This is a genomic window from Janthinobacterium sp. OK676, assembly GCF_900103595.1.
GTDB lineage: Bacteria > Pseudomonadota > Gammaproteobacteria > Burkholderiales > Burkholderiaceae_D > Janthinobacterium.
Map to the genome: position 1 here is coordinate 1 of NZ_FNHA01000003.1, position 24772 is coordinate 24772.

Annotated in this window: 25 protein-coding genes; 2 read left to right on the top strand and 23 right to left on the bottom strand. The window is 63.7% G+C overall.

Annotated features, from left to right (window positions below; genetic code table 11):
- The 18 genes from BLU39_RS06865 to BLU39_RS06950 all read right to left on the bottom strand — a co-directional run.
- On the bottom strand, positions 1 to 284 hold a 284-nt coding region (locus BLU39_RS06865), incomplete at its 3' end, for an aldehyde dehydrogenase family protein (protein ID WP_139178189.1).
- Between the two features lie 13 nt (positions 285 to 297).
- Positions 298 to 1092 carry a 5-deoxy-glucuronate isomerase gene (iolB, locus tag BLU39_RS06870; protein WP_092711371.1) on the bottom strand — a complete coding sequence of 265 codons (795 nt, stop codon included), beginning with the start codon at positions 1090 to 1092 and terminating at the stop codon, positions 298 to 300.
- On the bottom strand, positions 1089 to 2003 hold the full coding sequence (gene iolE / locus BLU39_RS06875) for a myo-inosose-2 dehydratase (RefSeq protein ID WP_092711373.1): 915 nt from the start codon (positions 2001 to 2003) through the stop codon (positions 1089 to 1091). Before iolE ends, iolB begins: the two co-directional genes overlap by 4 nt.
- A 1-nt stretch (position 2004) precedes the next feature.
- Positions 2005 to 3846, bottom strand: coding sequence for a 3D-(3,5/4)-trihydroxycyclohexane-1,2-dione acylhydrolase (decyclizing) (gene iolD / locus BLU39_RS06880; protein ID WP_092711376.1), 1842 nt, complete (start codon positions 3844 to 3846; stop codon positions 2005 to 2007).
- Positions 3843 to 5789 carry a bifunctional 5-dehydro-2-deoxygluconokinase/5-dehydro-2-deoxyphosphogluconate aldolase gene (iolC, locus tag BLU39_RS06885; protein WP_092711378.1) on the bottom strand — a complete coding sequence of 649 codons (1947 nt, stop codon included), beginning with the start codon at positions 5787 to 5789 and terminating at the stop codon, positions 3843 to 3845. The genes iolD and iolC overlap by 4 nt, the downstream gene beginning before the upstream one ends.
- 12 nt (positions 5790 to 5801) lie before the next feature.
- On the bottom strand, positions 5802 to 6791 hold the full coding sequence (gene iolG / locus BLU39_RS06890) for an inositol 2-dehydrogenase (RefSeq protein ID WP_092711380.1): 990 nt from the start codon (positions 6789 to 6791) through the stop codon (positions 5802 to 5804).
- Between the two features lie 69 nt (positions 6792 to 6860).
- On the bottom strand, positions 6861 to 7955 hold the full coding sequence (locus BLU39_RS06895; protein WP_092711382.1) for a porin: 1095 nt from the start codon (positions 7953 to 7955) through the stop codon (positions 6861 to 6863).
- 111 nt (positions 7956 to 8066) lie between these two features.
- Positions 8067 to 8900, bottom strand: a complete 834-nt coding sequence (locus BLU39_RS06900; RefSeq protein ID WP_092711384.1) for an inositol monophosphatase family protein — start codon at positions 8898 to 8900, stop codon at positions 8067 to 8069.
- Positions 8897 to 9982, bottom strand: coding sequence for an ABC transporter ATP-binding protein (locus BLU39_RS06905; RefSeq protein WP_092711386.1), 1086 nt, complete (start codon positions 9980 to 9982; stop codon positions 8897 to 8899). The genes BLU39_RS06900 and BLU39_RS06905 overlap by 4 nt, the downstream gene beginning before the upstream one ends.
- Complete coding sequence (locus tag BLU39_RS06910) at positions 9979 to 12153, bottom strand: ABC transporter permease (protein WP_254788911.1); 2175 nt, start codon at positions 12151 to 12153, stop codon at positions 9979 to 9981. Before BLU39_RS06910 ends, BLU39_RS06905 begins: the two co-directional genes overlap by 4 nt.
- Before the next feature lie 204 nt (positions 12154 to 12357).
- Positions 12358 to 13377 carry an ABC transporter substrate-binding protein gene (locus BLU39_RS06915; protein WP_092711390.1) on the bottom strand — a complete coding sequence of 340 codons (1020 nt, stop codon included), beginning with the start codon at positions 13375 to 13377 and terminating at the stop codon, positions 12358 to 12360.
- Between the two features lie 244 nt (positions 13378 to 13621).
- Positions 13622 to 14908 (bottom strand): MFS transporter, encoded by a 1287-nt coding sequence (locus tag BLU39_RS06920; protein WP_092711392.1) that lies wholly within the window; start codon positions 14906 to 14908, stop codon positions 13622 to 13624.
- A 590-nt stretch (positions 14909 to 15498) separates the two neighbouring features.
- Positions 15499 to 15822, bottom strand: a complete 324-nt coding sequence (locus BLU39_RS06925) for a thioredoxin family protein (protein WP_092711394.1) — start codon at positions 15820 to 15822, stop codon at positions 15499 to 15501.
- 18 nt (positions 15823 to 15840) lie between these two features.
- On the bottom strand, positions 15841 to 16536 hold the full coding sequence (locus tag BLU39_RS06930; protein ID WP_092711396.1) for a fumarylacetoacetate hydrolase family protein: 696 nt from the start codon (positions 16534 to 16536) through the stop codon (positions 15841 to 15843).
- Between the two features lie 76 nt (positions 16537 to 16612).
- On the bottom strand, positions 16613 to 17908 hold the full coding sequence (locus BLU39_RS06935) for an MFS family transporter (RefSeq protein WP_092711398.1): 1296 nt from the start codon (positions 17906 to 17908) through the stop codon (positions 16613 to 16615).
- A 152-nt stretch (positions 17909 to 18060) separates the two neighbouring features.
- The gene (pcaF, locus tag BLU39_RS06940; RefSeq protein ID WP_092711400.1) at positions 18061 to 19263 is read right to left on the bottom strand and encodes a 3-oxoadipyl-CoA thiolase; all 1203 of its coding nucleotides are present in this window, start codon (positions 19261 to 19263) and stop codon (positions 18061 to 18063) included.
- A 41-nt stretch (positions 19264 to 19304) separates the two neighbouring features.
- Positions 19305 to 19946 carry a 3-oxoacid CoA-transferase subunit B gene (locus BLU39_RS06945; RefSeq protein ID WP_092711402.1) on the bottom strand — a complete coding sequence of 214 codons (642 nt, stop codon included), beginning with the start codon at positions 19944 to 19946 and terminating at the stop codon, positions 19305 to 19307.
- Positions 19947 to 19956: 10 nt separating this feature from the next.
- Entirely contained in the window at positions 19957 to 20655 is a 699-nt protein-coding gene (locus BLU39_RS06950) for a 3-oxoacid CoA-transferase subunit A (protein ID WP_092711404.1), read from the bottom strand.
- Between the two features lie 165 nt (positions 20656 to 20820).
- Here BLU39_RS06950 and BLU39_RS06955 point away from each other — a divergent pair, with 165 nt between their 5' ends.
- On the top strand, positions 20821 to 21648 hold the full coding sequence (locus tag BLU39_RS06955; protein ID WP_092711406.1) for an IclR family transcriptional regulator domain-containing protein: 828 nt from the start codon (positions 20821 to 20823) through the stop codon (positions 21646 to 21648).
- Here BLU39_RS06955 and BLU39_RS06960 read toward each other — a convergent pair whose 3' ends face one another.
- Genes BLU39_RS06960 through BLU39_RS06975 form a run of 4 tightly spaced genes read right to left on the bottom strand, consistent with a single transcriptional unit; the run spans position 21649 to position 23764 of the window.
- On the bottom strand, positions 21649 to 22506 hold the full coding sequence (locus BLU39_RS06960; RefSeq protein WP_092711408.1) for a ChaN family lipoprotein: 858 nt from the start codon (positions 22504 to 22506) through the stop codon (positions 21649 to 21651). It abuts the gene before it with no gap.
- A gap of 43 nt (positions 22507 to 22549) precedes the next feature.
- On the bottom strand, positions 22550 to 22981 hold the full coding sequence (locus tag BLU39_RS06965; RefSeq protein WP_092711410.1) for a YeeE/YedE family protein: 432 nt from the start codon (positions 22979 to 22981) through the stop codon (positions 22550 to 22552).
- Positions 22978 to 23403 carry a YeeE/YedE family protein gene (locus BLU39_RS06970; protein ID WP_092711412.1) on the bottom strand — a complete coding sequence of 142 codons (426 nt, stop codon included), beginning with the start codon at positions 23401 to 23403 and terminating at the stop codon, positions 22978 to 22980. Before BLU39_RS06970 ends, BLU39_RS06965 begins: the two co-directional genes overlap by 4 nt.
- Before the next feature lie 7 nt (positions 23404 to 23410).
- Positions 23411 to 23764 (bottom strand): ArsR/SmtB family transcription factor, encoded by a 354-nt coding sequence (locus BLU39_RS06975; RefSeq protein WP_092711414.1) that lies wholly within the window; start codon positions 23762 to 23764, stop codon positions 23411 to 23413.
- Between the two features lie 333 nt (positions 23765 to 24097).
- Here BLU39_RS06975 and BLU39_RS06980 point away from each other — a divergent pair, with 333 nt between their 5' ends.
- On the top strand, positions 24098 to 24505 hold the full coding sequence (locus BLU39_RS06980) for a PEP-CTERM sorting domain-containing protein (RefSeq protein WP_139178191.1): 408 nt from the start codon (positions 24098 to 24100) through the stop codon (positions 24503 to 24505).
- 70 nt (positions 24506 to 24575) lie between these two features.
- Here BLU39_RS06980 and BLU39_RS06985 read toward each other — a convergent pair whose 3' ends face one another.
- On the bottom strand, positions 24576 to 24755 hold the full coding sequence (locus tag BLU39_RS06985; RefSeq protein ID WP_034746783.1) for a hypothetical protein: 180 nt from the start codon (positions 24753 to 24755) through the stop codon (positions 24576 to 24578).
- Positions 24756 to 24772 lie beyond the last annotated feature (17 nt).

Here is a 24772-nt window from a genome sequence, read left to right on the forward strand (position 1 = left end):
TTGCCGTGCTCCGCCGTGATCAGGGCGGCCAGTTGATCCGAGTGTTCTTCCAGCAATTCCTTGAACTTGAACATGACGCGCGCGCGGCGCAGCGGCGAGGTTTGCGACCAGGCGGGAAAGGCCGCGTGGGCGGCCGCCACGGCCGCGTTCAATTCGGAAGGCGTGGCCAGCGCCACCTTCGCCGTCACGGCGCCGGTGGCGGGATTGAAGACGTCGCTCGTGCGCTCGGCGCGCGAAGCCATGGGTTTGCCACCAATAAAGTGGCCGATCTGTTGCGTTGTCATTGCTTGTCCTTGGTTATTTCGTCATCAGCCAGTCATGGGCCGGGTCATTTTTAAAGTGCCACACGCGTTTCGGGCCGGCCATCACGTTCAGGTAATAGCCATCGTAGCCATACGGCACGGTCACGGGGTGGTACCCCCTGGGCACCATCACCACGTCGTGGTTTTCCACGGCCATGGCTTCGTCGATGGAACGGTCATCCGTATAGACCCGTTGGTAGGCAAAGCCCTGTTCGGGATTCAGGCGGTGGTAATAGGTTTCCTCGAGCGAACTTTCCAGCGGCACATTGTCGCTGTCGTGCTTGTGCGGCGGATAGCTTGATGAATGGCCGGACGGCGTGATCACCTCGACCACCAGCAAGCCATCGGCTTCTTCCGTTTGCGGCAGGATGTCGCACACATAGCGGGTATTGGCGCCCTTGCCGCGCACGGAGCGCGTCATGGAAGCTGGCTCGATCAGGCGCGCCGGACGGCGGGTGGTGCCTGGTGCGCTGCACAAGGCCACTTCCGCGTCGCTCACAGCCGTGACGCTGACCGTTGTATCCAGCGGGACATACACGGCATACGGCGAGCGGTCTTCAAACACGCTGACGCGTCCGCCGATGGCTTCCCAGGTTTGATCGCCCGCCCGCACCGTGACCGTGCCCGTCAGCACGACGATGCACAGTTCGCGCTTGCCCGTGTCCAGCTGCAAGGACTCGCCCGCTGGAAGACGGTGCGCGGCGAAACCGACATGGGTCCAGCCGGCCGATTCCGGTGTCACCTCAACGATGGTGGAACCCGGCCGGGCCTTGACGAGCAGCGGGCTCATGCCGCCTCCCGACCCAGACGGGGAATCGCCTCGACGAGCTTGGCCAGGTAATCATGGCCCATCTTCGCGTATGCATAGCTGGGCGCGACGGCCGGGTCCTGCTCCGCCTCCACCACCAGCCAGCCCGCATAGCCGTGCAGATACAGGCGCGTGAGGATGGCGGGAAAGTCGATGCTGCCGTCGCCCGGTACGCTGAAAGCGCCATTAATGACGGCCTGCAAGAAACTCCAGTGGCCATTGCGCGCCAGTTTCACGACGTTGGGGCGCACGTCCTTGCAATGCACGTGACAGATGCGATCGATGTGCTTATTTAACACCGCCAGCGCATCGCCGCCCGCAAAGGTGATGTGGCCCGTGTCGAACAGCAAGCCGACCTCGGGGCCCGTCAAGGCCATCAGTTGGTCCACGTCGGCCGGCGTTTCCACGTAGGCGCCCATGTGGTGGTGGTAGGCCAGGCGTACGCCGTGGTCGAGCAAGTGTTTTGCAAACGCCGTCAATTTGTCCGCGTAATCCTGCCATTGCCGCTGCGACTGGAAACGCGGGCGTTTATACAGGGGGCGCGCTTCGCCCTGAATGGCGTCGGCCACTTCGCCGTAGACCATGACGGTGGCGCCGCTGTCGGCCAGCAGCCGTAAATGCGACGCTACGGAAGCGATCTCTTCTTCGACCGAGCGGTGCGCCAGCCGCCCCGAGTACCAGCCGGAAACACAGGCGAGATGGTATTTGCCCAGCACGGCGTTCAGGGATGGCGCATCCTTGGGAAACTTGTTGCCCAGTTCAAAACCCACGTAGCCGATCTCGGCGCCCTCCTTCAACGCCGTTTCCAGCGGCGTCTCACCGCCCAGGCTCGGCAAATCGTCGTTCATCCACGAGATCGGGTTGATGCCGATCTTCACATTCCATGTATTCATCTCAATTCCTTTGTTTCAGGCGGTCAAGTTCATAACGGGTGCGCGCAAGCTGCACGGCTGGCTGGGTGGACACTTCCGGTACGGCCACTTCCCACCAGCAACCGCCCTCCTCCGTCGTACGCGTGTCGTCCGTATCGATGCAGATCAGATACGTGCGGGGCGCGGCCCGGGCGCGCAGCATGGCCTGTTCCAGCTCGGCGATATTGGCCACGTGTTCGGACAGCGCGCCCAGCGATTGCGCATGCAGGGCAAAGTCGATACGCGGTGCGCTGTCGGGCAACATATTGTTGAAGGAAGGATTGCCGCAGGCCTGCTGCAGGCGGTTGATGCAACCGTAACCCCGGTTGTCGAGCACGACGATGATGAGTTTTTTGTCGAGCATGACGGAGGTGGCGATTTCCGAATTCATCATCAGATAGCTGCCGTCGCCCACCATGACGATGACCTCGGCATCGGGTTTGGCCATCTTGACGCCGAGGCCGCCGGCGATTTCATAGCCCATGCACGAGTAGCCGTATTCCATGTGGTAGCCGCCCGGCGTGCTCGTGCGCCAGAGCTTGTGCAGTTCGGCCGGCAAGGTGCCCGCCGCGCAGACGACGATATCGTTGCGCGTCGAATCCGGTGACGAGCGCTGCACGGCGCCGATGACTTCGCCGTCGTACGGCAAGCCGGCCACCTCGCGTTTGCCGGTGATGCTTTTGACTGTCTCGCGCCACGCGTTCCCTGCCTGCTGCGCCCGGTCTTGCCACTGGCCCGCGCTGTTCCAGCTGCCCAGCAGCCGCGACAGGCCTTGCAAGCCCAGTGTCGCGTCCGCCTGCACGCCGAGGCCACGGCGTTTCAAGGCGTCAACACCGTTGACGTTCAGGCTGATCAGTTGCGCCTGCGCAAACAGGGAGTTCGACCCCGTCGTGAAATCCTGCAGGCGCGTGCCGATGGCCAGCACCACGTCCGCGTCCGCCGCCAGGGCGTTCGCGGCGGGCGAGCCCGTCACGCCGATGGCGCCCAGCTGCAGCGGATGGTCCCATGGCAGGGAACTTTTACCGGCCTGGGTTTCCGCCACGGGAATGCCATGGCGTTCGGCAAACGCCTGCAGGGCGGCGCTGGCCTGGCCGTACAGCACGCCGCCACCGGCGACGATCAGCGGCTGTTTCGCGTGTTTCAACAACGCCGCCGCTTCGTCCAGTTCCTGCTCAATAGGCGGCAAGGAGCGCAAACGCACGATGCGCGGTTCAAAGAAATCCACGGGATAGTCATACGCCATCGTCTGCACGTCTTGCGGCAAAGACAAAGTCACGGGACCGCAAGCGGCCGGGTCCGTCAAGGCGGCAATGGCACGCGGCAAGGCGGTGAGTAGCTGTTCCGGATAGACGATGCGGTCGAAATAGCGTGACAGCGGCTTGAATGCATCGTTGACGGAAACGCTGCCGTCAGACGGGTCTTCCAGCTGCTGCAAGACCGGGTCCGGCGCGCGCGAGACGAAGACGTCGCCAGGCAGCAAGAGCACGGGCAAACGGTTCACATGCGCCAGCGCGGCGGCCGTCAGCAAGTTGGTGGCGCCCGGGCCGATGGAACTGGTCACGGCCATCATGCGCCGGCGCATGTGGGCTTTCGCGTAAGCAATGGCGGCGTGCGCCATCGCCTGTTCATTGTGGGCGCGGTAGGTGGGAAACACTTCCTTGTACTGGTACAGCGCCTCGCCCAGGCCCGCCACGTTGCCGTGGCCAAAGATGGCAAAGGCGCCGCCGAACAGCGACTGGCCATCGTCCGTACGCAGCGCGGCCAGGTAGCGTACCAGTGCCTGCGCCATGGTCAAGCGTACGGTTTTGTGTGGGATGGCGCTCATGCCGCACGCTCCAGACGGTTGCGCGTGCGCTGCCACAGGCCAATGAGCTGCTCGAAGTTGGCGCGCACGGCGGCGATCAGGCCGGCATCGTCGAGTTCGCCGGCCAGCCAGCGGCGGCTTGGTTCCTGGAAGATGGTGCGGCCCACCATGAAACCCTTGCACGTGGTGCTGGCACTGGCTTGCTCGAAACTGGCGGCCAGGGCGGCGATCGGCGCGTTCAAGCCCAGCAACACGACGCCGCGGCAATACGGATCGCGCTCGTGCACGAGGGCATCGATGGCTTGCCATTGCTGGGCTGACATGCTTTCCAGCTTCCACCATTCGGGATAGATCCCAAGGTTGTACAGGCGCTTGACGGCGCGATAAACGGTATCGTCATGCTGGGGCAAGGACTTGGCAGGGATAATTTCCAGCAGCAACTCATGGCCCGTGATCTGCGCCGCCTCGTACAAGCCCTTGATCTGCGCTTCCTGCTCCAGGCGGTTTTCCGGCGTATCGTCCGGGTGCAACTGCACCAGGCACTTGATCACGTGTTCCCTGGGCCACTGCGTCAACCGCGAAGCGAGCGAGCGGCCCCAGTCGAATTGCAGCGGGTTCGAGCCCGGCATCTCGACGGGACGGCCTATCCACCAGCCGCGCCCCGTCGCGTCGTTGAGCGCGTCGGCGCCATAGCGGTCATCGATCAGCACGCCTGTGCCGCCCTGCAAACCACGCGCCGCTTCCGTCTCGGCCACGGCTTGCACGAACAGTTGCTTGAGCCGTGAAATCCGCGCTTCATCGCTGACACCCTGCTGGGCCAGCTCGAAAAATTGCGTGCGGTGGTCGAAAGCAAATACGCACAGCTCGCTCCACTCTTTGCGCGCGACCGTCGTGCGGTGCAGGCGCGACAAGGTGGCATCCTGGTCCGGTTGCGTCAGCTTGGCGGCATTGGCCAGGAAATAGTCGAGCTCGACGGGCGACGGCATGGCCGGCGCGCAGCCGTGGCGCGACACGACGAGGGCGCCGCAGCCATTCGCATAGCGGCAGCATGCCTCGTAATCCTCGCCGCGCAGCCAGCCTTTCAAAAAGCCAGACAGAAAAGCGTCGCCCGCACCCAGCACGTTCAACACTTCCACACGCACGCCACGATAATTAAACGCGTCATCGAGACCGGCAGGCACCACAGACTCGATGACGGCGCAACCCAGCGGCCCGCGCTTGACGACCAGGATAGCCAGGCTCACCGCCCGCACGGCGCGCAAACTGGCCATGATGTCCGCCCCGCCGCCGGCGATCATGAATTCCTCTTCCGTGCCGACGATCAAGTCAAAATGAGGCAGGATGCCCTGCAAGTGACCGGTCACGCCTTCGTTCGAAACGAAACGCGTTTCGCCATCGGCCTTGCCCGACAAGCCCCACAGCACGGGCCGGTAATCGATGTCGAGCACGGTGCGCACCTTGTTGGCGCGGGCCAATGTGAGTGCCTGCGTGCTGACGGCGTGCATGGCGGCCGTGGAGAAATGCGTGCCGGTGATCAGCAGCGCCTTGCTCGACGCAATGAAAGCCGCATCCACCGACGATGCGTCGATGGCCATGTCGGCGCAATTTTCACGATAGAAAATCAGGGGAAAGGTGTTCTCGTCCTTGATGCCCAGCATGACCAAAGCCGTGAGGCGGTCGCGGTCGATGCCCACGTGGCTGACGTCGCAGCCCTCTTTCGCCAGGGTGTCGGTGAGGAAACGGCCCATGTGGTCGTCACCCACTTTCGACAGCATGGCCGACTTCAAGCCCAGCCGGGCCGTGCCGAAGGCGATGTTCGCCGACGAGCCGCCCAGGTACTTGGCGAAACTGGTGGCGTCTTCCAGGGGGCTGCCGATCTGCTGCGCGTACAGGTCCACGGCCAGGCGGCCCAGGCAGATCACGTCGAGCGCCCGGCCCTGGGCAAATTCAGTCGTATTCTTCATCACATGCTTTCCTTATGACAGTTGCACGATGCGCTGTTCGCGCCACGACACGGTGGCCGCTTCGGCCAGTTCCAGCGCTTTCAAGCCATCGTGGACGGTGGTGCGCAACGGTGCGCCGTGGGCAAAGGCATCGAAAAAATGCGCCATTTCGCTGGCGTAGGCGGCGCGGTAGCGTTCCAGGAAAAAATCTTCCGGCTTGTCCACGCTGACGTTCACCGAACCATAGGCCGTCACTTCCGTCGGCTTGTGGTTGCCCGCCTGCAGCATGCCGGCGCTGCCCAGCACTTCGAAACGCTGGTCGTAGCCATAGGCGGCGCGGCGCGTCGTGTTGATCTGACACAAGCGGCCTTTTGCCGTGCGGATGGTGACGGCCGTGCAATCGAGGTCGCCCGCCGCGCCGATGGCGGGGTCGACGAGGCAGCTGCCCGTCGCATGCACCGTGACGGCTTCATCGTCGAGTATCCAGCGGAAGATGTCGAAATCGTGGATCAGCATATCCTTGAAGATGCCGCCCGACACCTGGATATAGCTGACGGGCGGCGGGCCCGGGTCGCGGCTGGTGATGATGAGCAATTCCGGCGTGCCGATCTCGCCCGCTGCGATGCGCTGCTTGACGGCGGCAAACGTGGGATCGTAGCGGCGCTGGAAGCCGATCATGCACAGCACGCCAGCGTCGTTGACGGCAGCGGCGGCGGCGCGTGCGCGCTCGAGGGTCAGGTCGACGGGTTTTTCGCAAAAGATGGCCTTGCCGGCGGCCGCTGCGCGCACGATCAGGTCCGCATGCGTATCCGTGCTCGAGGCGATCAGCACGGCCTTGACTTCAGGGTCGGCCAGCACGGCCTCCACGCTGGCGACGCTGGCGCCATGCAGGGCCGCCACTTCCGCCGCCGCGCCCGCATGCACGTCGACCACGTATTTCAGGCGCACGCCAGGCTGGCGCACCAGATTGCCGGCGTGAATGCGGCCGATGCGCCCGGCGCCGAACAATGCCACTTGAATCATTTCCATCTCCTTGATAGTCGGGAATACGCTGCCCGAAAATGCACACGTGTGCAAATCCGGGCAAAAAAGTTAAAACAGGTGGATGACGCCCAGCATTACACCGCTGAGCTTGGCACCCTTCTTGGTGGCGGCGAAGGCATTGCCGCCAAACGTGTAGTTGGCGTTCTTGTCGTTATTCGTCTGCGTGTAGTAGGCGTAGACGGTGCTGCGCTTGGACAGGTAATACTCGTAGCCCAGGGTCGCCTGCTTGGCGCCGCTGTCGTCGCCGCGCACGAGGGTGGTCGCCTTGATGGTCACGCTGCTGCCGTTGGGCGCGCTGCCCGACACGTCGCCTGCCACGCCGAAACGGCCGATGAAGGAACCGCCGCCCGCCTTGTAGGCGCCCGTGATGGTGAAGTAGTCGCGCTGCAAGTCGCCGCCGGCCACGTCATACACCATGCGGTTCCAGGCCACGCCCACGTCGCCGCCGCCGAAGTTGTAATTGCCCACGGCGCGGAACATCTTTTCGCTGAAGCCGGGACGCAAATCCTTGTGCTTTTCATAGCCGACGGCGCCCTTGATGGGGCCGTTCACGTATTGCACGATGCCCGAATAGATGCGGTCGCCGTTCGGCGCCTCGTTTTCGCTGGCACGGTAAATCGTGGCGCTGAAGCCCTGCAGCACGGGCGTGCGGTAGCTGACGGCGTTCGAGCTGCGGCGGTTGAAGCCTTCGCCGCCCAGCTGCGAAATGTTGGCGTCATCCTGGATGCCTTCGCCCACGAAGCGATTCGTGTAGCCGTTGATCTGGCGGATCGGCGTGGCGAAGCGGCCCAGCGCGATACGGCCATAGGCGGGGTTTTCCAGCCCGACAAAGGTATCCTTGCTATTGATGGCACCCGTGCCATCGTCGAGCTTGGCGTTGCCCTCGATCTGGAAGAAGGCCGTGTTGCCATTGCCCAAGTCTTCCCGTCCCCGGAAACCGATCTTCGAGGAATTGTCCGATACGCGCGATACCGATTCGCCATTCGGCGCCGTGGCCGAGCTCGACGTTTCGATATGGTCGAAGCCCGCATGGATACGGCCGTACACGACGACGCTCGATGCGGCCAGCACGCAGCCTGGCGCGGCCAGCAACAATACGGCGGCGATCTTGTTCAACTGCATGGTGTTCATCTGGTTTTTCATCCCGTCTCCTGCTTGTTTTTATGGTGGTGGATTACTCATGATGCTCAACAGTGTGTTGCCACTACATGCGTCCCTCGCCGGACGCCTGCCCTCCCTTTCAATAAAATGTGTTCATGCGCAGCGCGGCAAGGCCAGCGCCGCCAGTTGCGGATACAAACGGGGACCGCCCACGAGGATGGGGTTGCCCTTTTCCAGGCCGTTATCGGCCAGGAAATCATTGCAGCGCCCGCCCGCTTCATTGACGAGCACGATGCCGGCCAGGCAATCCCAGGAATTAATGTGCGGCTCGAAATAGCCGATCAAACGCCCGGCCGCCACGTAGGCGATCATCAAGGCGCCGGAACCGTTGCGGATGAACATGCCGCCCTCTTCCAGCACGTCGAGCAGGAAGGGCAGGAAAGTGCCGGTGCCCACGCGGTGCGAAAAGCCCACGCCCAGCACGCCGCCCTGCAAGCTGGCCACGTCGTTGACGCGCAGCCGCGTTTCGCCGGCCTTCCCCGCCACATGCGCGCCCTGCCCCTGGCAGGCGTGGAACAGCTCGTCCGCATTCGGGTCGTACACGGCGCCGATGGCGGGCTTGCCGTCGACCAGCACGCCGATCGACACGCACCAGGCCAGCATGCCGTTGACGAAACAGGCCGTGCCGTCGATGGGATCGATGACCCACACGCAGCGCGCATCGGCGGCTCCGCCGCCCCGTTCCTCGCCCACCACGGCGTCGGCCGGGAAGCGCTCGGCAATCTGCGCGCGCAGGAAATCCTCCACCATGCGGTCGGCGATGCTGACCATGTCCTGCAAGCCCTTTTCCTCGATCACCAGTTCCGTGCGGCGCTGGAACATGCCCAGCGCAATCTCGCCCGCCTGGCGGATGATGTGCCGGGCGTAGGCATAGCGTTCCAGGGTCGCCGCGTCGGCCAGTACCGCCGCCTGTGTCATATCTGTCATGCTTGTCCTCCAATAATGGCTGCGCCATGTTCGTGTACGGTCATGGCGACCGATGTGCCTTGCGTGAAAACCTGGCTCAAGTCGTGCGAGACGGCAAACAGTTCGCCGACCGGCGTATCGAGCGTGTATTGCATTTCGCGTCCCAGGTAGGTGGCGCGGGCCACGCGCACCACCATGGCGCTGTCGGGCTGCGCGGGCGACAGCAGGATCGCTTCCGGACGCACGGCGAAACTCGCTTCGCCGCTGCGCTGGCTGCGGCATGGCAGGCGCAGCCGCAGCTTGCCCATGACGCAGACGGCCTTGCTGTCGGCCACCGATTCGATCACGCCATCGACGATGTTCGCATTGCAGATGAAGTCGGCGACGAACTTGTCGGCCGGCGATTCGAACAGCTCGTGCGGCGTGCCTTTTTGCGCGATCACTTGCCGGTTCATGACGATGATCTGGTCGGAAATGGCCAGCGCCTCTTCCTGGTCATGCGTGACGTACACGGCCGTCAGGCCCAGCTTGACCTGGATGTCGCGGATCTCGTCGCGCACGCGGCGGCGCAGTTTCGTGTCGAGGTTCGACAGCGGCTCGTCCAGCAGCAGCACCTTGGGCTGCAGCACCAGCGAACGGGCCACGGCCACCCGCTGCTGCTGGCCGCCCGACAACTCGTTCGGGAAGCGCGCGGCAAAGTCGGCCAGGCCCACCAGGCGCAGGCTTTCCTGCGCCCGTTCCACGGCACGCGGCTTGGTCTCGCCCGAGACGGTGAGGCCGTAGCACACGTTGTCGAGCACCGTCATGTGCGGGAACAGCGCGTAGGACTGGAACACCATGCTGACGTCGCGCTCGGCGGCGGAGGTCAACGTGACGTCTTCGCCGGCCAGCAGGATACGCCCGGCGCTGACGCGCTCCAGGCCCGCAATCAGACGCAAGGTCGAGGTCTTGCCGCAGCCGCTGGGGCCCAGCAGGGTGACCATGGTGCGCGGCGCGATCGTGAACGACACGTCGTTGACGGCCAGGGCCTTGCCGTAGCGCTTGGTGACCTGATCGAATTCCAGTGCGGCGATGGCCGTTTCTTGGGTAGTAAAGTGGTTCATGCGTAGCTCTTTTCCAGGTTGGGAACGGCGGCAGGCAGCGTTTTTTCGGCGCTGACGCGGCGAAGGCGGCGCTTGCCGACCAGCAAATGAATCAATTGGATGCACAGCAGGATGATGACGATCAGCACCGTGGCGTAGGCAATCGCCGTGCCGTAGTTACCGTTCGATACCAGGCCGATGATGTAGGACGTGGCCATGTCGTAATCGGCGCTGACGAGGAAGACGACGGCCGAGATCGACGTGATCGAGCGCACGAAGCCATACACGAGGGCCGAGGCGATGGCCGGGCGCAGCAGCGGCAGAATGACCTTGCGCATGGTGGTCCAGCTGCTGGCGCCCAGGGTGATCGACGCCTCGTCCAGGCTGCCGTCGAGCTGGCGCATGGCGGCGATGCCCGTGCGCAATCCCATCGGCATGTTGCGGAAGACAAAGCAGAGGATCAAAATCGTGGCCGTGCCCGTCAACTCGATCGGCGCCGAGTTGAACGCGAGAATATAGCTGATGCCGATGACGGTGCCGGGAATGGCAAAGCTGAGCATGGTGCCGAACTCGAACGCGCTTTTCAGGGCGAATTGCTGACGCACCAGCAGCCAGGCCGACAGGATGCCGACGAAGGCCGTCAACGGTGCGGCGATGGCCGAAATCGTCAAGGTCGTAAACAGCGACGGCCAGGCCTGGCCCGTCCAGTGCCAGCCGGAAGCGCCCGCCGTGATGCCGAAGGCGTCGATGTAATGGCGCAAGGTAAAGCCATTGTCCTGGCCCCAGTTATTCACGAAGCCGCCCGCCACCACCGTGCCGTAGATCAGGGCCGTGAAGGCGAACCATGGCAGGGCGATGGTCCACAAGGTGGTTTTCAGGCGCGGGTTGAGCGAGGCGTGGCCGCCATGGTCGGCCTTGCCCGTCACCGTCACATACGATTTCTTGCCCAGCCACAGGTTCTGGATGAAGAAGGCGCCCACGGCAAAGGTCAGCAGCACGATGGCCAAGGTCGCCGCGCGGCCCTGGTCGTTCGAGGCGCCCACCACGGAAAAGAAGATTTCCGTCGACAGCACGTGGAAGTTGCCGCCCAAGACCATCGGGTTGCCGAAGTCGGCCATGCTTTCGATAAAGCACAGCAGGAAGGCATTGGCGATGCCGGGACGCATCAGCGGCAGCGACACCTTGACGAAGGTTTGCCAGCTGCTGGCGCCCAGGGTGCCCGACGCTTCTTCCAGCGAGGGGCTGACGCCTTCGACGACGCCGATCAATGTCATGAAGGCGATCGGCGCGAAGGCCAGCATCTGCGACAGCCACACGCCCGTCATGCCGTACAGCCAGCGGCTTTGCCCGATGCCAAACAGCTCACCGACCAGGCCCGTGATGGCGCCGTTGCGGCCGAACAGCAGGATCAGGGCCAGGCCCAGCACGAAGGGCGGCGTGACGATCGGCAAGATGGTGATGGCGCGCATGGGACGTACCCAGCGGCCATTGGTGCGCGTCACCAGCAGGGCGAAGACGAGACCGAGGAAGGTGGCCGACACGCCCGTCAGCAAGGCCAGCGCCAGGGTATTCCAGGCCACGCCGCAGCGGCCGGGACCGGACACGCAATTGAGGCTCCAGATGCCAGGGTCGGCCAGGCGGCGCGCCAGGGCGGCGGCGCCCGTGCCGCCATCATCCATGGGCTGGCCGGCGCTGACGAGGATCAGCGCGACGGGGAACAGCACGAACAGGGAAATGAGGCAAATGATGAGGCCGATCGCGCCGGCCACGAAGGCGTCGCCACGGCAGACGCCGCACGCGGCGGCGCCCGAGGTGAGGAGGAACAGCAGGCACAGCGCCAGCAGCAGCGCGCCGAAGCCCAGGCCCGTGCCAGCGGCCAGCGGTCCCCAGCCCAGCCACGCCAGCCACAGCAGGCCGGCGCCGCCGATGGCGATCTGGCCCAGACCCAGGGTCTTGCGGTGGGGATTGCCGGCCACCAGCGCGGCGCTGGCGGCGATCAGGGCGAAGAACACGCCCAGCGGCCAGGCGCCGAACGACAGTACGTGCAGTACGGCCGGTGCGCCACGTTCACTGAAGAACTGGCCGTCGCGCAGCCATTCGCCGGCGAACAGTCCCGCTTCCTGCTGCTGCCAGGGCAACAGGCACAACGCTGCCAGGGCAAGCAGCAGCCAGCCGTAAAATATCTTTTTCATGAGTTTCATCCAACTATGAACGTCTGAAATTCTGTTGCGCGATGCGCCCTGGTTTTCCAGACGTTTTGAACAATTTATATAGGTTTAACGCCTGCCAAAACTGTAGCGAACGGCAGTGAGTTGTGGCCGAGACGCGCAGCTGTGCTTCAGCACAGTGAGCATCGCAGGCCGCAAATCACGACGCGCAGTAAGTTTTGGCGTGCGTTAATTGCCGGCAGAGTAAATTTGCGTAGTCCAGCGTTGCAACAAGCGCTTGCGTGTGTCCGAGGCGCCATACTTGGCGAAGTCGTAGTTGATGGTCTTGATGTTTTCCAGGCGCGGCGAGGCGGCGGGAATCGTGGCGCCCGTGTTCGACGGAATCTGGAAGGCCAGCGCTTTGACGGCTTCGCTCTGCACGTCGGGACGCAGCGCGAATTCATAGAATTTTTTCGCCTGCTCCATGTTTTTCGCGCCCTTGACGATGCTCATCGAGCCGATCTCGTAACCCGTGCCTTCGCAGGGCGGCAAGACTTTCACGGGAAAGCCGGCCACGGTGAGTTTCATCAGGTCATGCATGAAGCCGATGGCCACGCCCGCTTCGCCACGGCCCACGTCCTCGCCGGGCGCCACGCCCGCGTTCGGATACTTGCTGACGTTCTGGCCCATCTTGGCAAGGAAATCGAACGCTTCCTCTTCCCCCATCAGCTGCACGACGGTGGCCAGCGCGTTGTAGGCGGCGCCCGAGGAATTCGGGTTGGCCATCTCGATCTCACCCTTGTAGGCGGGCTTGACGAGGTCTTTCCAGCATTGGGGCGGCGGCAGGTTTTTCTTCTTCAGCACGTTTTCGTTGTAGGCCAGGCCCAGGATGCCGATGTAGATGCCGACGGTGCGGTACTTGGCCGTCTCGGCCTGCTTGAGCGCCCACGGCTGCAGCTTGGGCAGGGTGGGCGACTTGTATTCTTCCGTATAGCCTTCGGCGGCCGCTTGCAGGTGCGGATCGCCCGTGCCGCCCCACCAGATGTCCGATTTCGGGTTCGACGCTTCGGCGCGGATCTTCGCGTAGGCTTCCCCCGCGCTCTTCCTGATCATCGACACCTTGATCTTGCTTTCCGCCTCGAAGCGGTTCTTCATCAGCTGGCACCATTCCATGTCGGCCGAGCACAGCACGGACAGGCGTTCCTCGGCGGCCATGGCCGTCATCGGCAGGGCCAGGCTTATAGCAATCGCAACATTGCGCATCTTCATCGTCTCACTCCAAGTTTGTTGTCGTTGTGGTACTTCAGACCGCACCGCTATCTTGCGGTGTCACTGTCCCGGATGTGCTTTCCAGGGGTTTGCACTGCATTGCACACGTGTGCACACCTTACCACCAGCCGATTTTGACTGTCAACAAGAATCTCGGCAGGCGTGCGGCGTGGTGTTTTACCGACAAAAAAAAGCCGCCAGCTGGGCAGCTGGCGGCTTTCGTGGATTCAGCTGGCGCGGGCGTTTATTCCCACGCTTCCTTGCCCGTGCGTGGCTTGCCCACCATCAGCAGCGCGCCCAGGGTCAGCACGGCCGCCAGCGACAGGTAGTAGCCCACGTATTGCAAGCCGTAGTTGGTCGCCAGCCAGGTGGCGATGTACGGCGCCAGCGAGGCACCGAGGATGCCCGCCAGGTTGAACGTCAGCGAAGCGCCCGTATAGCGCACTTCGGGCGGGAACAGCTCGGACAACATCGTGCCCAGCGGTCCGTAGGTCATGCCCATCAGGCCCAGGCCGACGGCCATGAAGACGGTCACTTCCCACGTCACGCCCGAGCCGAACATCGGCGCGAGCACGAGGCCGAAGATGGCGATGGCGACGGAGACCCAGATCAGGGTGGCGCGGCGGCCGCGGCGGTCGGCCAGCACGGCCGAGAATGGAATCGTCAGGGCAAAGAACAGCACGGCAAACAGCTGCACGACGAGGAATTCCTTGCGCGTGAAGCCCAGCTTGGTCGTGCCCCAGCTCAGCGCAAACACCGTCATCAGGTAGAACAGCACGAAGGTGGCCAGGGCGATGATGGTGCCCAGGAACAGCATGCGGCCATGCTGGCGGAACACGGTGGCGACCGGCAGCTTGACGACTTCGTTCTTGTCGATGACTTTCTGGAAGTCCGGCGTTTCCGTGATCTTCAGACGCACGTACAGGCCGACGATGACCAGCAGCGCGCTGGCCAGGAACGGGATGCGCCAGCCGTAGCTGAAGAACTGCTCATCGGTCATGGTTTCGCTCAGCAGCAGGAAGATGCCGCCCGACAGGAAGAAGCCGATCGGCGCGCCCAGCTGCGGGAACATGCCGTACCAGGCGCGTTTGCCCGGTGGCGCGTTCTCGGTTGCCAGCAGCACCGCGCCGCCCCACTCGCCGCCCAGGCCCAGGCCCTGGCCGAAACGGCACAGCGCCAGCAGCAGCGGCGCCAGGGTCCCGATGGCGGCATACGTCGGCAGCAAGCCGATGATGACGGTGGAAATACCCATGGTCAGCAAGGCTGCCACGAGGGTCGCCTTGCGGCCGATGCGGTCGCCGAAGTGGCCGAACACGGCCGAACCGATGGGGCGGGCGAAGAAGGCGATGGCGAACGTGGCCAGCGACTGCAGCACGGCGGCCGACGGGTCGCCGGCGGGGAAGAACAGTTTCGGGAACACCAGCACGGCGGCGGTGGCGTAGATATAAAAGTCGAAGAACTCGATGGTGGTGCCGATCAGGCTGGCGAACAGCACCGTGCCGGGGGAATTTTTCTTGGGGGGGGTGCTCATTTACTGCGCTCCTTGGGGAGGGTGTCTAAAGGCCATTCTCTGGATGTTTTTTCAGGCAGCAGCACAGCACGTTGTCTAGGCGCGCGGTTCACATATCATAGCTGTGCTCGGACGTAATTGCTGCGAATTTGCTATTAAATTCGCAAACAAATTCCACGCCGCAACACGCCGTTGTTAACGGTAGACAACGGTGTACCAACGCGCGCTAACACGCCGCGATCAGTGCTGATTTAGAGAAACAACGGTCGTGCGCCATCCGGTTACCCGGGGCACGGCAGGAAAGGCGTCAGGGGATGGGCGACGTGTATCAGGCCCGGCGTATCGCCAGGCATTCCGTACCAGACCCGCGCGTCGGCATCGCGGCATCGGTCATTTGTGGTGAATCCTTGCCTGCGGCCCCTCCGGGTGGAGCGGGCCGGCGATCATCGCGCTGCATCACTCAGGATGCGGTTGATCTTGCTGTAAGCGGCTTATGATACGCGCAGTGGTGCGGTGCGGCAAGAAATGATGCAGTGCAAACCCCAACAGCAAGGACTGGGGTCGGACCCTCAGGGTCCGACCCCGGCATCTGCCGTTGGGTTTAAAACGACCTACGCATCAATCAATGCAAAAGCCTGCTCGATCTCGCGACTGTCGAGCGGGCGCACGAGGCGCGCCACTTCCTGGCCATCTTTCAAAAAAACCAGGGTCGGCCACAGTTTCACCTTGAACGAACGCCCCAAGGCGCGGCCGGGGCCGTCTTCCACGCGGATATGCGGCACGCCGGGGTGCTGTGCAAACGCGGCGGCCAGCGGCGCCTGGGTGGCGCGACAGTGGCCGCACCAGCCCGTGCCAAACTCCAGCAGGGCCGGGCCCGTCAAGGCGTCGATCTCGGCGCGCGTCGGTTGTGCTACGCAATACGTGTCGTGCATCATGCCCGTCTCCTTGAGAACTTAGACCACTTTCACGCGCAAAGTGCCCAGGCCATCGATGGCGCCCACCAGCTCGTCGCCGCGCTGCACGGCCGCCACGCCGGCCGGCGTGCCCGTGTAGATCAGGTCGCCCGGTTGCAAGGTAAAGTAAGTGGACAGGTCGGCGATGGTTTCGGCCACGTTCCAGATCAGCATGTCGATGGTGCTGGCCTGGCGCAACTCGCCGTTCACGTGCAGGGTGATGGCGGCATGGTTGACGTCGCCCGCCTGCGCGGCCGGGGTGATGGGGCCGATGGGCGCCGAGTGCTCGAAGGCCTTGCCCGTATCCCACGGACGGCCCAGCTTTTTCGCCGCGCCCTGCACGTCGCGGCGCGTCATGTCCAGGCCGATCGCATAACCCCACACGTGACTCAGCGCATCAGCCACGCCGATGTCGCTGCCGCCCTTGCCGATGGCCACCACCAGTTCCATCTCGTGCTGGAAATCCTGCGTCTGCGCGGGATACGGCAGTTCGCCCGTCGTGCCGGCAGGCACGGGCAGCACGGCATCGTTTGGTTTCATGAAGAAGAACGGCGCCTCGCGGCCCGTGTGGCCCATTTCCTTGGCGTGGTCGACATAGTTGCGGCCCACGCAATAGATGCGGTGGACGGGAAAGCTGTCGGCGCTGCCGATGACGGGAACGCTGGGCTGGATCGGTGCGGCAATGACATACGACATGGAAACTCCTGATCGGCGCGATAAAAAGACGGTGATGAAAAAGGGACACCGCAGTGTCCCCCATTTTACGACAACGTTACTTCAGCAGTCCCGAGCGGCTCGGGTCCGGCATGCGGATGGCGACGATGAAGGAAATCAGGCACATGACGGTCACGTACCAGTAGAAATACTCTTCCACGTGCCAGGCCTTGAACTGCAGCGCCACGTATTCGGCCGAACCGCCGAACATGGCGTTGGCGACCGCATACGACAGGCCCACGCCCAGCGCGCGCACTTCGACGGGGAACATTTCCGCCTTGATCAAGCCGCTGATCGACGTATAGAAGCTGATGATGGCCAAGGCGATGATGATCAGGCCAAACGCCGCGTACGGGCTGGTGACGTCTTTCAAGGCATGCATGATCGGCAGCACGCACAGAGTGGCCAGGCCGCCGAAGAACAGCATCGAGGTACGGCGGCCGATGCGGTCGGACAGGGCGCCGAATACCGGTTGCAAGATCATGTACACGAGCAGAGCGCAGGTCATGACGGCGCTGGCCGTCTTGGTGTCCATGCCGGCCGTGTTGACCAGGTATTTCTGCATATAGGTCGTAAACGTGTAGAACACGAGCGAGCCGCCGGCCGTAAATCCGAGCACGGTGATGAAGGCGCGCTTGTGCTTGAGCAAGCCGCGCAGGCTGCCCGCATCCTTGTCCTTGCGCTCGCTGGCGGTGGTCGTTTCCGTCAGCGATTTACGCAGGTTCAGCGAGACGAGGGCCGCCAGGGCGCCGAACACGAACGGGATGCGCCAGCCCCAGGCACGCAATTCTTCCAGGGTCAACAGTTGCTGCAAGACCACCAGCACCAGCAAGGCCAGCAGCTGGCCGCCGATCAGGGTCACGTACTGGAACGAGGCGAAGAAGCCGCGCTTGCCCGACTCCGACACTTCGCTCATGTAGGTGGCGCTGGTACCGTATTCGCCGCCGACGGACAGGCCCTGGAACAGACGCGCCACGAGCAGCAGGAACGGTGCGAAGGCGCCGATGGTGTCATAGGTCGGCATGACGGCGATCATCAGGGAACCGCCGCACATCATCAGCACGGAAATCATCATCGACTGGCGGCGGCCGTATTTGTCGGCGATGCGGCCGAACAGCCAGCCGCCCACGGGACGCATGAGGAAGCCGGCGGCAAAGATGCCGGCCGTCTGCAGCAGCTGCGTCGTCGGGTTACCGGACGGGAAGAAGGCGTGCGAGAAGTACAGCGCGCAGAACGAATAAATGTAGAAGTCGAACCATTCGACCAGGTTACCGGAGGAAGCGCCAATGATGGCCTTGATGCGCTGCCGGGAAGTCAGCTGCGCAACGTCATGCGAAGTATCGTGGGATGTCATATCAATCTTCTTGTTCGAGTGAAAAAGCCAACGCCAGCCAACTTGCCCGGGCTGGTTTTGCATCATACGCCCTTGACCAGGGTCAAAAAGCCGTCCGACATACGGGTTAATACGTATGCCGGGCAACTTTTTTCGCGTGCGGACGCATGGAATCAGACCCGTTCCAGCACCAGCGCGATGCCCTGGCCCACGCCGATGCACATGGTGCAGAGCGCATAGCGCCCGCCCGTGCGGTGCAGCTGGTTGACGGCCGTCATGGCCAGGCGCGCGCCGGACGCGCCCAGCGGGTGGCCCAGGGCGATCGCGCCGCCGTTCGGGTTGACGCGCGCGTCGTCGTCGGGCAAGCCCAGCTGGCGCAGCACGGCCAGGCCTTGCGCGGCAAACGCTTCGTTCAATTCGATGACGTCGAAGTCGGCCAGGGTCAAACCCGTCATGGCCAACACTTTCAGGGTGGCGGGCGCGGGGCCGATGCCCATGATACGGGGCGCCACGCCAGCCGTGGCCATGGCCACGACACGCGCGCGCGGCGTCAGGCCAAAGCGGGCCGCGTTCGCCTCGTCGGCCAGCAGCAGGGCCGCCGCGCCATCGTTGACGCCCGAGGCATTACCGGCGGTAATCGTGCCATCGGCGCGCACGACGGGTTTCAATTTGGCCAAGGTCTCCAGCGTGGTGGCGCGCGGATGCTCATCGCGGGCGACAACGATGGGATCGCCTTTCTTTTGCGCGATGCTGACGGGGCAGATTTCGCTGTCGAACAGGCCCGCCTGCTGCGCCGCCAGCGCCTTGACCTGACTGGCCAGCGCGAACGCATCCTGGTCCGCGCGGCTGATGCCGAAGTCGGACGCCACGTTTTCCGCCGTTTCCGGCATCGAGTCGACGCCATACCGCGCTTTCATCAGCGGGTTGATGAAGCGCCAGCCGATGGTCGTGTCTTCCATTTTCATGCCGCGCGAAAAAGCGCTGTCGGCCTTGCCCATGACGAATGGCGCGCGGCTCATGCTTTCCACGCCGCCGGCGATCATCAAGCCCGCTTCGCCGCTCTTGATGAAGCGGGCGGCGCTGCCGATGGCGTCCAGGCCCGAGCCGCACAGGCGGTTCAGGGTGGCGCCCGGCACACTGTCGGGCAAGCCCGCCAGCAAGGCGGCCATGCGCGCCACGTTGCGGTTGTCCTCGCCCGCCTGGTTGGCGCAGCCGTACAGCACGTCGGTAACAAAAGTCCAGTCCACGTCCGGATTGCGCGCCATCAAGGCACGGATGGGCACGGCGCCCAGGTCGTCGGCGCGCACGCCGGCAAGTCCTCCGCCATAGCGGCCGAATGGCGTGCGCTGGGCGTCGCAGATAAAAGCGTGGGTCATGTTCTTTCCTCCAAGAAAGTGATTTGCGTATTGATGCTGAATTAACGTCCGTCCGTCAGCGGCACGGCCGTCAACGCTTGCAACTGCTCAAAACTCAAGCCATCGACCAGTTCGACGACCACGGCCCCGTTGAGCGACAAATCGAACACGGCCAGGTCGCTGTAGATGCGGCTGACGCACCCGATGCCCGTCAGCGGATAGGTGCAAGCCTGCACCAGCTTGCTTTCACCGGTCTTGGTCAGCAATTCCATCATGACCCAGGTTTTTTTCGCGCCGATGGCCAGGTCCATGGCCCCGCCCACGGCGGGAATGGCGTCCGGCGCGCCCGTGTGCCAGTTGGCCAGGTCGCCCGTGGCGGACACTTGAAACGCGCCCAGCACGCAGATGTCGAGGTGGCCGCCGCGCATCATGGCGAAGCTGTCGGCATGGTGGAAATAGCTGCCGCCGGGCAGCAATGTGACGGGCTGCTTGCCCGCATTGATCAGGTCGTAGTCTTCCTCGCCCGGCGCCGGTGCGGGGCCCATGCCGATCACGCCGTTTTCGCTGTGCAGGATGATCTCCGCGCCGGCCGGCAAATGGTTCGCCACCAGGGTCGGCAAGCCGATGCCCAGGTTGACGACGCTGCCTTCATGGATGTCGGCCGCCACGCGTGCCGCCATCTGGTCTCGATTCCATTTGTTCATTTGATACTCCTCAGGCTGCTTTGAAGCCGGCGGGGCCGGTGGCCGTGCGCGGCACTTGCACGATGCGCTGCACGAACAGGCCCGGCGTGATGACGTGCTCGGGATCGATGCTGCCCAGCTCGGCAATTTCATGCACGGAGGCAATGCTGACCTTGGCGGCCATGGCCATGATGGGACCGAAGTTGCGCGCCGTCTTGCGGTAGGTCAGGTTGCCCCAGCGGTCGCCCTGCTCCGCCTTGATCAGCGCGAAATCGGCGTGGATCGGCGACTCGAACACATACATGCGGCCGTCGATCTCGCGCGTTTCCTTGCCCTTGGCCAGCTCCGTGCCATAGCCTGTGGGCGTAAAAAAGCCGCCGATACCGGCGCCGGCGGCGCGGATGCGTTCGGCCAGGTTCCCCTGCGGCACCAGCTCCAGCTCCAGCTTGCCCGAACGGTACAGGGCGTCGAAGACGTGGGAATCGGCCTGACGCGGGAACGAGCAGATGATCTTGCGCACTTGCCCGTTTTTCAGCAGCGCGGCCAGGCCCGTGTCGCCATTGCCCGCATTGTTGTTGACGATGACGAGGTCGCGCGCGCCTTGGGCGATCAAGCCGTCGATCAGCTCGGCCGGCTGGCCCGCGCCGCCGAAGCCGCCAATCATGACGGTGGCGCCATCGTGGATATCGGCCAGCGCATCAAGCACGCTGGAACGCAGTTTGTCGATCATTGCTGTCTCCTCCCAATCAAATTCATTCACAATTTGTTCGCATAACGAACAAATATTCGTATTTAGAACTTATTCGTGAGAATATGCCTGATCGGGGCGCTTGTCAATTTGCCGTTTTCGCCAGCGCCATGGCTATAATTGCCACCTTGACCAATTGGAATTGCCATGACCGCACGCAGCAGCACCTCCGTTCCCGCCGAAGAAACCGTCGATGCCGACGGCGCGCCGCGTCCCGGCGACAGCTATGTGCAATCGTTCGCGCGGGGTTTGGCCGTGCTGCGCAGCTTTGGCGCGGACGCGCCGCAACAGACCCTGAGCGAAGTGGCGGAGCGGGCGCAGCTGACGCGCGCGGGCGCGCGGCGCATCCTGCATACGTTGCTGCATCTCGGTTATGTGGAAGCGGATGGGCGGCTGTTCCGTTTGACGCCCAAGGTGCTCGACCTCGGCTACGCCTACCTGTCGTCCTTGCCCGTGTGGACGCAGGCGCAGCCGCTGCTGGAAGAACTGATGCAGACCTTGCGCCAGTCGTGCTCGGCTACCGTGCTCGACGGCGACGACATCGTGTATGTCGTGCGCCTGTCCGCGCACCGCACCATGTCGATCAACCTGGGTATCGGCAGCCGCCTGCCCGCCTACTGCACCTCGATGGGACGGGTTTTACTGTCGGGCCTGGCGCCGGATGCGCTGCGCGAACGGCTGTCGAAGATGGCGTTGCTGAAAATCACGCCGGCGACCAAGGTCGATATCGACGTCCTGATGGAAGAGATTGCGCAAGTGCGGCGCCAGGGCTGGTGCCTGGTGCAGGAAGAGCTGGAACAGGGCTTGATCGCCCTGGCCGCGCCCGTGTTCGACCGGGCCGGCAAGGTGGTGGCGGCGATCAACGTCAGCGGCCAGACGGCGGGGCCTTCCGTGGCGCATCTGCTGGAACACAGCTTGCCGAAACTGCTCGAGACGGCAAGCCGGGTCAGCGCCCTGGTGCGGGTGCAGCAGTGATTATTTCTTGAACTTGGCGCACGGGTCCGGACGCGGCTGCGCCGGCATCGTTTGCGTCAGGTCGAACGTGCCCTTGAAACCGCTGCCGCCCTGCTCCAGGTAGCCGATGCTGCGCACGTTCAGTTGCGGGTCGGCCAGCTTCAGCCAGCGGGGCACGCCGATATCCTTGCGCACATGCTCATTGCCGGCGATCAGCACCACGTCGCGCGGCGCCTGGTCGCGGATCAGCTTGGCCATCCAGATATCGCGCGCCACTTGCGCGTTGACGACGCCGCCAAGCATCATGTCGGGCAGCATATTGCAGCGGGCCGCCTGCACTTCCTTCTTTTGCCCTTCCAGGATATCGGCCGGCACGGGCGCGGCCAGGTAAGTGGCCACCATGGCCGGCGGCATCGACCATTGAATGCCGTCGCGCACGATGCGCGAGGCGTCGGCCGGCGACAGATTGCCGGCGACCAGGGTCAGCTGGTAGCTGATGACGAGGTCCAGCACGGGCCGGTACACGCTCCAGTCCCAGCGCGGCTGTTCCATCACGCGGATGATGCAGTCGGGGTCGGCGCATTCGCGTGCGGCGCGCGTCAGCAAGGCCTGGTTTTCGCGGTCGAACTGCTCCATGACGATCACGGGACGCCAGCCGGCCGCCAGACGGCGGCGCAATTCCTCAACCCGCAGGCGCTGGCCTTGCGCATTGTCAGGGACTTCACCGAGCAGCAGCACTTGCGGATTGGGCAAGGCATCGGCCACGGGCACGGGAGCGGGCGGGGCGTCCTTCTTCAGCAGGCTGCCGCAGGCGGCCAGCGCCAGCATGCTGCACAACAAGGTGGCGCGCACGCCGGCACGGAAAATCACGGTCTTCATGTATGCGGGTATCCAAAGTGGCGATGCGCCAGATTGTACCGTCTCAGGCATGCGCCGGCGCCTTGCGGCGCTCCAGCACTTCAAACACGGCCATGCCTGCCAGCATGGCGCCGGCAAACATCCACGCCTTCGGCTGGCCCGCCAGCAGGGAGACAAGAGCGGGACCGGGACAGAAACCGGCGATGCCCCAGCCCGCGCCAAAGGCCAGGCTGCCCAGCAGCAAGCGCCGGTCGATGCGCCGCGATGCCGGCAATTGCATGGCTTCGCCCAGCAGCGACTCGGTTCTGCGCCGCGCCAGCCAGAAGGCCGGCAGGGCCACGCCGATGGCGCCGCCCATCACCAGCGCCAGCGATGGATCCCAGGCGCCGGCCAGGTCGAGGAAACCGAGCACCTTGGCCGGATTGGACATGCCGGAGACGATCAGGCCCAAGCCAAAGACGAGGCCGCTTAACAGGGAAAGAATCAGTTTGTTCATAGGTGGCGCAACAGATAGACGGTGAGGAAGCCGGCCGCCATGAAGGCGCAAGTGGCCGCCAGCGAACGCGGAGACAGGCGCGACAGGCCGCACACGCCGTGGCCACTGGTGCAGCCGGCGCCATAGCGCACCCCGACACCCACCAGCAGGCCCGCCACGAGCAAGGCCGGCATGCCCGCGTCGATCTGCACGGGCGGCAAGGCTTGCCACATCGGGTACAGCAGGGGCGTGCCGACCAGGCCGGCAAGAAAGGCGATACGCCAGCCCAGGTCGCCACTGCGCGGGCGCAGCAAGCCGCCGAGGATCCCGCTGATGCCGGCGATGCGGCCATTGAACAGGATCAAGAGCGCAGCCGCCAGGCCGATCAGCATGCCGCCGGCCAGCGAAGCCCATGGTGTGAAGTGTTGCCAGGCTATCGTCATGGCAGGCTCAGTCCGCTTCGTCGTTGAACGCGGGCTGCGGCGCGCAAAATTGCGCGTACAGCACTTGCAGCACGGCCAGCACGGGGGCGCTGGCGACGCGGTAATAAATCTGCTTGCCTTCGCGCCGCGTGGCCACCAGCATCTCTTCGCGCAGCACACCCAGCTGCTGCGACAGGGTCGGCTGGCCGATGCCCACTTTTTGCTCAAGGTCGCTGACGCAATGCTCGCCCTGCGACAGCTGGCACAGCAGCATCAAACGGTCGGCATTGCCCATGGCCTTGAGCAGCGAGCTGGCCTTGTAGGCCGAGCCACGCATGGCGTCGAGGTTGTATTCGGCGTGTTGTGTTGCGGCTGTCTCCATCTTGCCCTCCCACAGGCGGTCATATTGATGATCGTGCGATAAACAATATATTAATCAATATATTGTTTTCCTGCTGGCGATTCGCACAAAAAAACAACAGTGTTTTTCGGCGATAGCGTGCTCGTTCAAAGTGGGCGGCAACGATCATGTTTACGCTATCAAAATGACAAATATTCGTAATAAACAGGAAATAAGCGTATCAAAATTGTCACGATCTATGCTGTAATGGGAGAACAGCAGAAAAACCATGATACGCCCCCGTACGGGCGAATTGTCCGTCCATGCGCAAGCCGGCTTCGGCTGCGCCGCACGGTGAACAACAGGGAGAGCACGATGAGAATCCATCAGCCGTTATGCCTGGCCTTGCTGGCGCTATCGGCCAGCACATGGAGCATGGCGGCAGTCAGCGATACCGCGGCCGGCAAGCTGCAGGAAGCCGGAGAACACGTAACGATCGATGAAAGCATCAGCTTGAATAACAACCCCGGCTGGGAAACGCCGGACTTGCCGTATGCACGCCTGCTGGCCAGCAGCAGCGCGACGGCGGCACCGCACTGGAGCGCCAGTGGCGCGCGCCACGTGGCGCTGGCACCGCCCAGGCCCGTGACGGCCGCGCCCGCACAGCAAGCCAACGTGGCCGCCCCCGTGCCGGAAGCGAGCATGTACTCGATGCTGCTGGTGGGATTGGGCCTGGTGGCCTTGAGCCTGCACGGCGACAAACAGGAAAAATTCGATAACTGACGGTGCCGGCACTGGCAAGGCACTGCCGCAAAACATTCCGCCTGGTGCGGAATGTTTTGTTATGGCGCCATCATTTGTCCAGCAGGCGGCAAACCCGTTCGATATTCCCCACCGGAATACCCGACTTCAGGGCGCGCGCGATGCAGCCCGCCTTGTCCGGGCCCGAGGCGGAAATGAGCACGAAGGCCGTCACCACCACGCTGATTGCGACGAGCACGATCAGGACACCCTTGACGATATCCCAGTTCATGGCGTTTCCATGGAAGG

Bases quoted from the DNA above. Each gene is read 5' to 3' on its own strand.
- iolB (WP_092711371.1), bottom strand. From the start codon at position 1,092: ATGAGCCCGCTGCTCGTCAAGGCCCGGCCGGGTTCCACCATCGTTGAG.
- iolE (WP_092711373.1), bottom strand. From the start codon at position 2,003: ATGAATACATGGAATGTGAAGATCGGCATCAACCCGATCTCGTGGATG.
- iolD (WP_092711376.1), bottom strand. From the start codon at position 3,846: ATGAGCGCCATCCCACACAAAACCGTACGCTTGACCATGGCGCAGGCA.
- iolC (WP_092711378.1), bottom strand. From the start codon at position 5,789: ATGAAGAATACGACTGAATTTGCCCAGGGCCGGGCGCTCGACGTGATC.
- iolG (WP_092711380.1), bottom strand. From the start codon at position 6,791: ATGATTCAAGTGGCATTGTTCGGCGCCGGGCGCATCGGCCGCATTCAC.
- BLU39_RS06895 (WP_092711382.1), bottom strand. From the start codon at position 7,955: ATGAAAAACCAGATGAACACCATGCAGTTGAACAAGATCGCCGCCGTA.
- BLU39_RS06900 (WP_092711384.1), bottom strand. From the start codon at position 8,900: ATGACAGATATGACACAGGCGGCGGTACTGGCCGACGCGGCGACCCTG.
- BLU39_RS06905 (WP_092711386.1), bottom strand. From the start codon at position 9,982: ATGAACCACTTTACTACCCAAGAAACGGCCATCGCCGCACTGGAATTC.
- BLU39_RS06910 (WP_254788911.1), bottom strand. From the start codon at position 12,153: ATGAAAAAGATATTTTACGGCTGGCTGCTGCTTGCCCTGGCAGCGTTG.
- BLU39_RS06915 (WP_092711390.1), bottom strand. From the start codon at position 13,377: ATGAAGATGCGCAATGTTGCGATTGCTATAAGCCTGGCCCTGCCGATG.
- BLU39_RS06920 (WP_092711392.1), bottom strand. From the start codon at position 14,908: ATGAGCACCCCCCCCAAGAAAAATTCCCCCGGCACGGTGCTGTTCGCC.
- BLU39_RS06925 (WP_092711394.1), bottom strand. From the start codon at position 15,822: ATGATGCACGACACGTATTGCGTAGCACAACCGACGCGCGCCGAGATC.
- BLU39_RS06930 (WP_092711396.1), bottom strand. From the start codon at position 16,536: ATGTCGTATGTCATTGCCGCACCGATCCAGCCCAGCGTTCCCGTCATC.
- BLU39_RS06935 (WP_092711398.1), bottom strand. From the start codon at position 17,908: ATGACATCCCACGATACTTCGCATGACGTTGCGCAGCTGACTTCCCGG.
- pcaF (WP_092711400.1), bottom strand. From the start codon at position 19,263: ATGACCCACGCTTTTATCTGCGACGCCCAGCGCACGCCATTCGGCCGC.
- BLU39_RS06945 (WP_092711402.1), bottom strand. From the start codon at position 19,946: ATGAACAAATGGAATCGAGACCAGATGGCGGCACGCGTGGCGGCCGAC.
- BLU39_RS06950 (WP_092711404.1), bottom strand. From the start codon at position 20,655: ATGATCGACAAACTGCGTTCCAGCGTGCTTGATGCGCTGGCCGATATC.
- BLU39_RS06955 (WP_092711406.1), top strand. From the start codon at position 20,821: ATGACCGCACGCAGCAGCACCTCCGTTCCCGCCGAAGAAACCGTCGAT.
- BLU39_RS06960 (WP_092711408.1), bottom strand. From the start codon at position 22,506: ATGAAGACCGTGATTTTCCGTGCCGGCGTGCGCGCCACCTTGTTGTGC.
- BLU39_RS06965 (WP_092711410.1), bottom strand. From the start codon at position 22,981: ATGAACAAACTGATTCTTTCCCTGTTAAGCGGCCTCGTCTTTGGCTTG.
- BLU39_RS06970 (WP_092711412.1), bottom strand. From the start codon at position 23,403: ATGACGATAGCCTGGCAACACTTCACACCATGGGCTTCGCTGGCCGGC.
- BLU39_RS06975 (WP_092711414.1), bottom strand. From the start codon at position 23,764: ATGGAGACAGCCGCAACACAACACGCCGAATACAACCTCGACGCCATG.
- BLU39_RS06980 (WP_139178191.1), top strand. From the start codon at position 24,098: ATGAGAATCCATCAGCCGTTATGCCTGGCCTTGCTGGCGCTATCGGCC.
- BLU39_RS06985 (WP_034746783.1), bottom strand. From the start codon at position 24,755: ATGAACTGGGATATCGTCAAGGGTGTCCTGATCGTGCTCGTCGCAATC.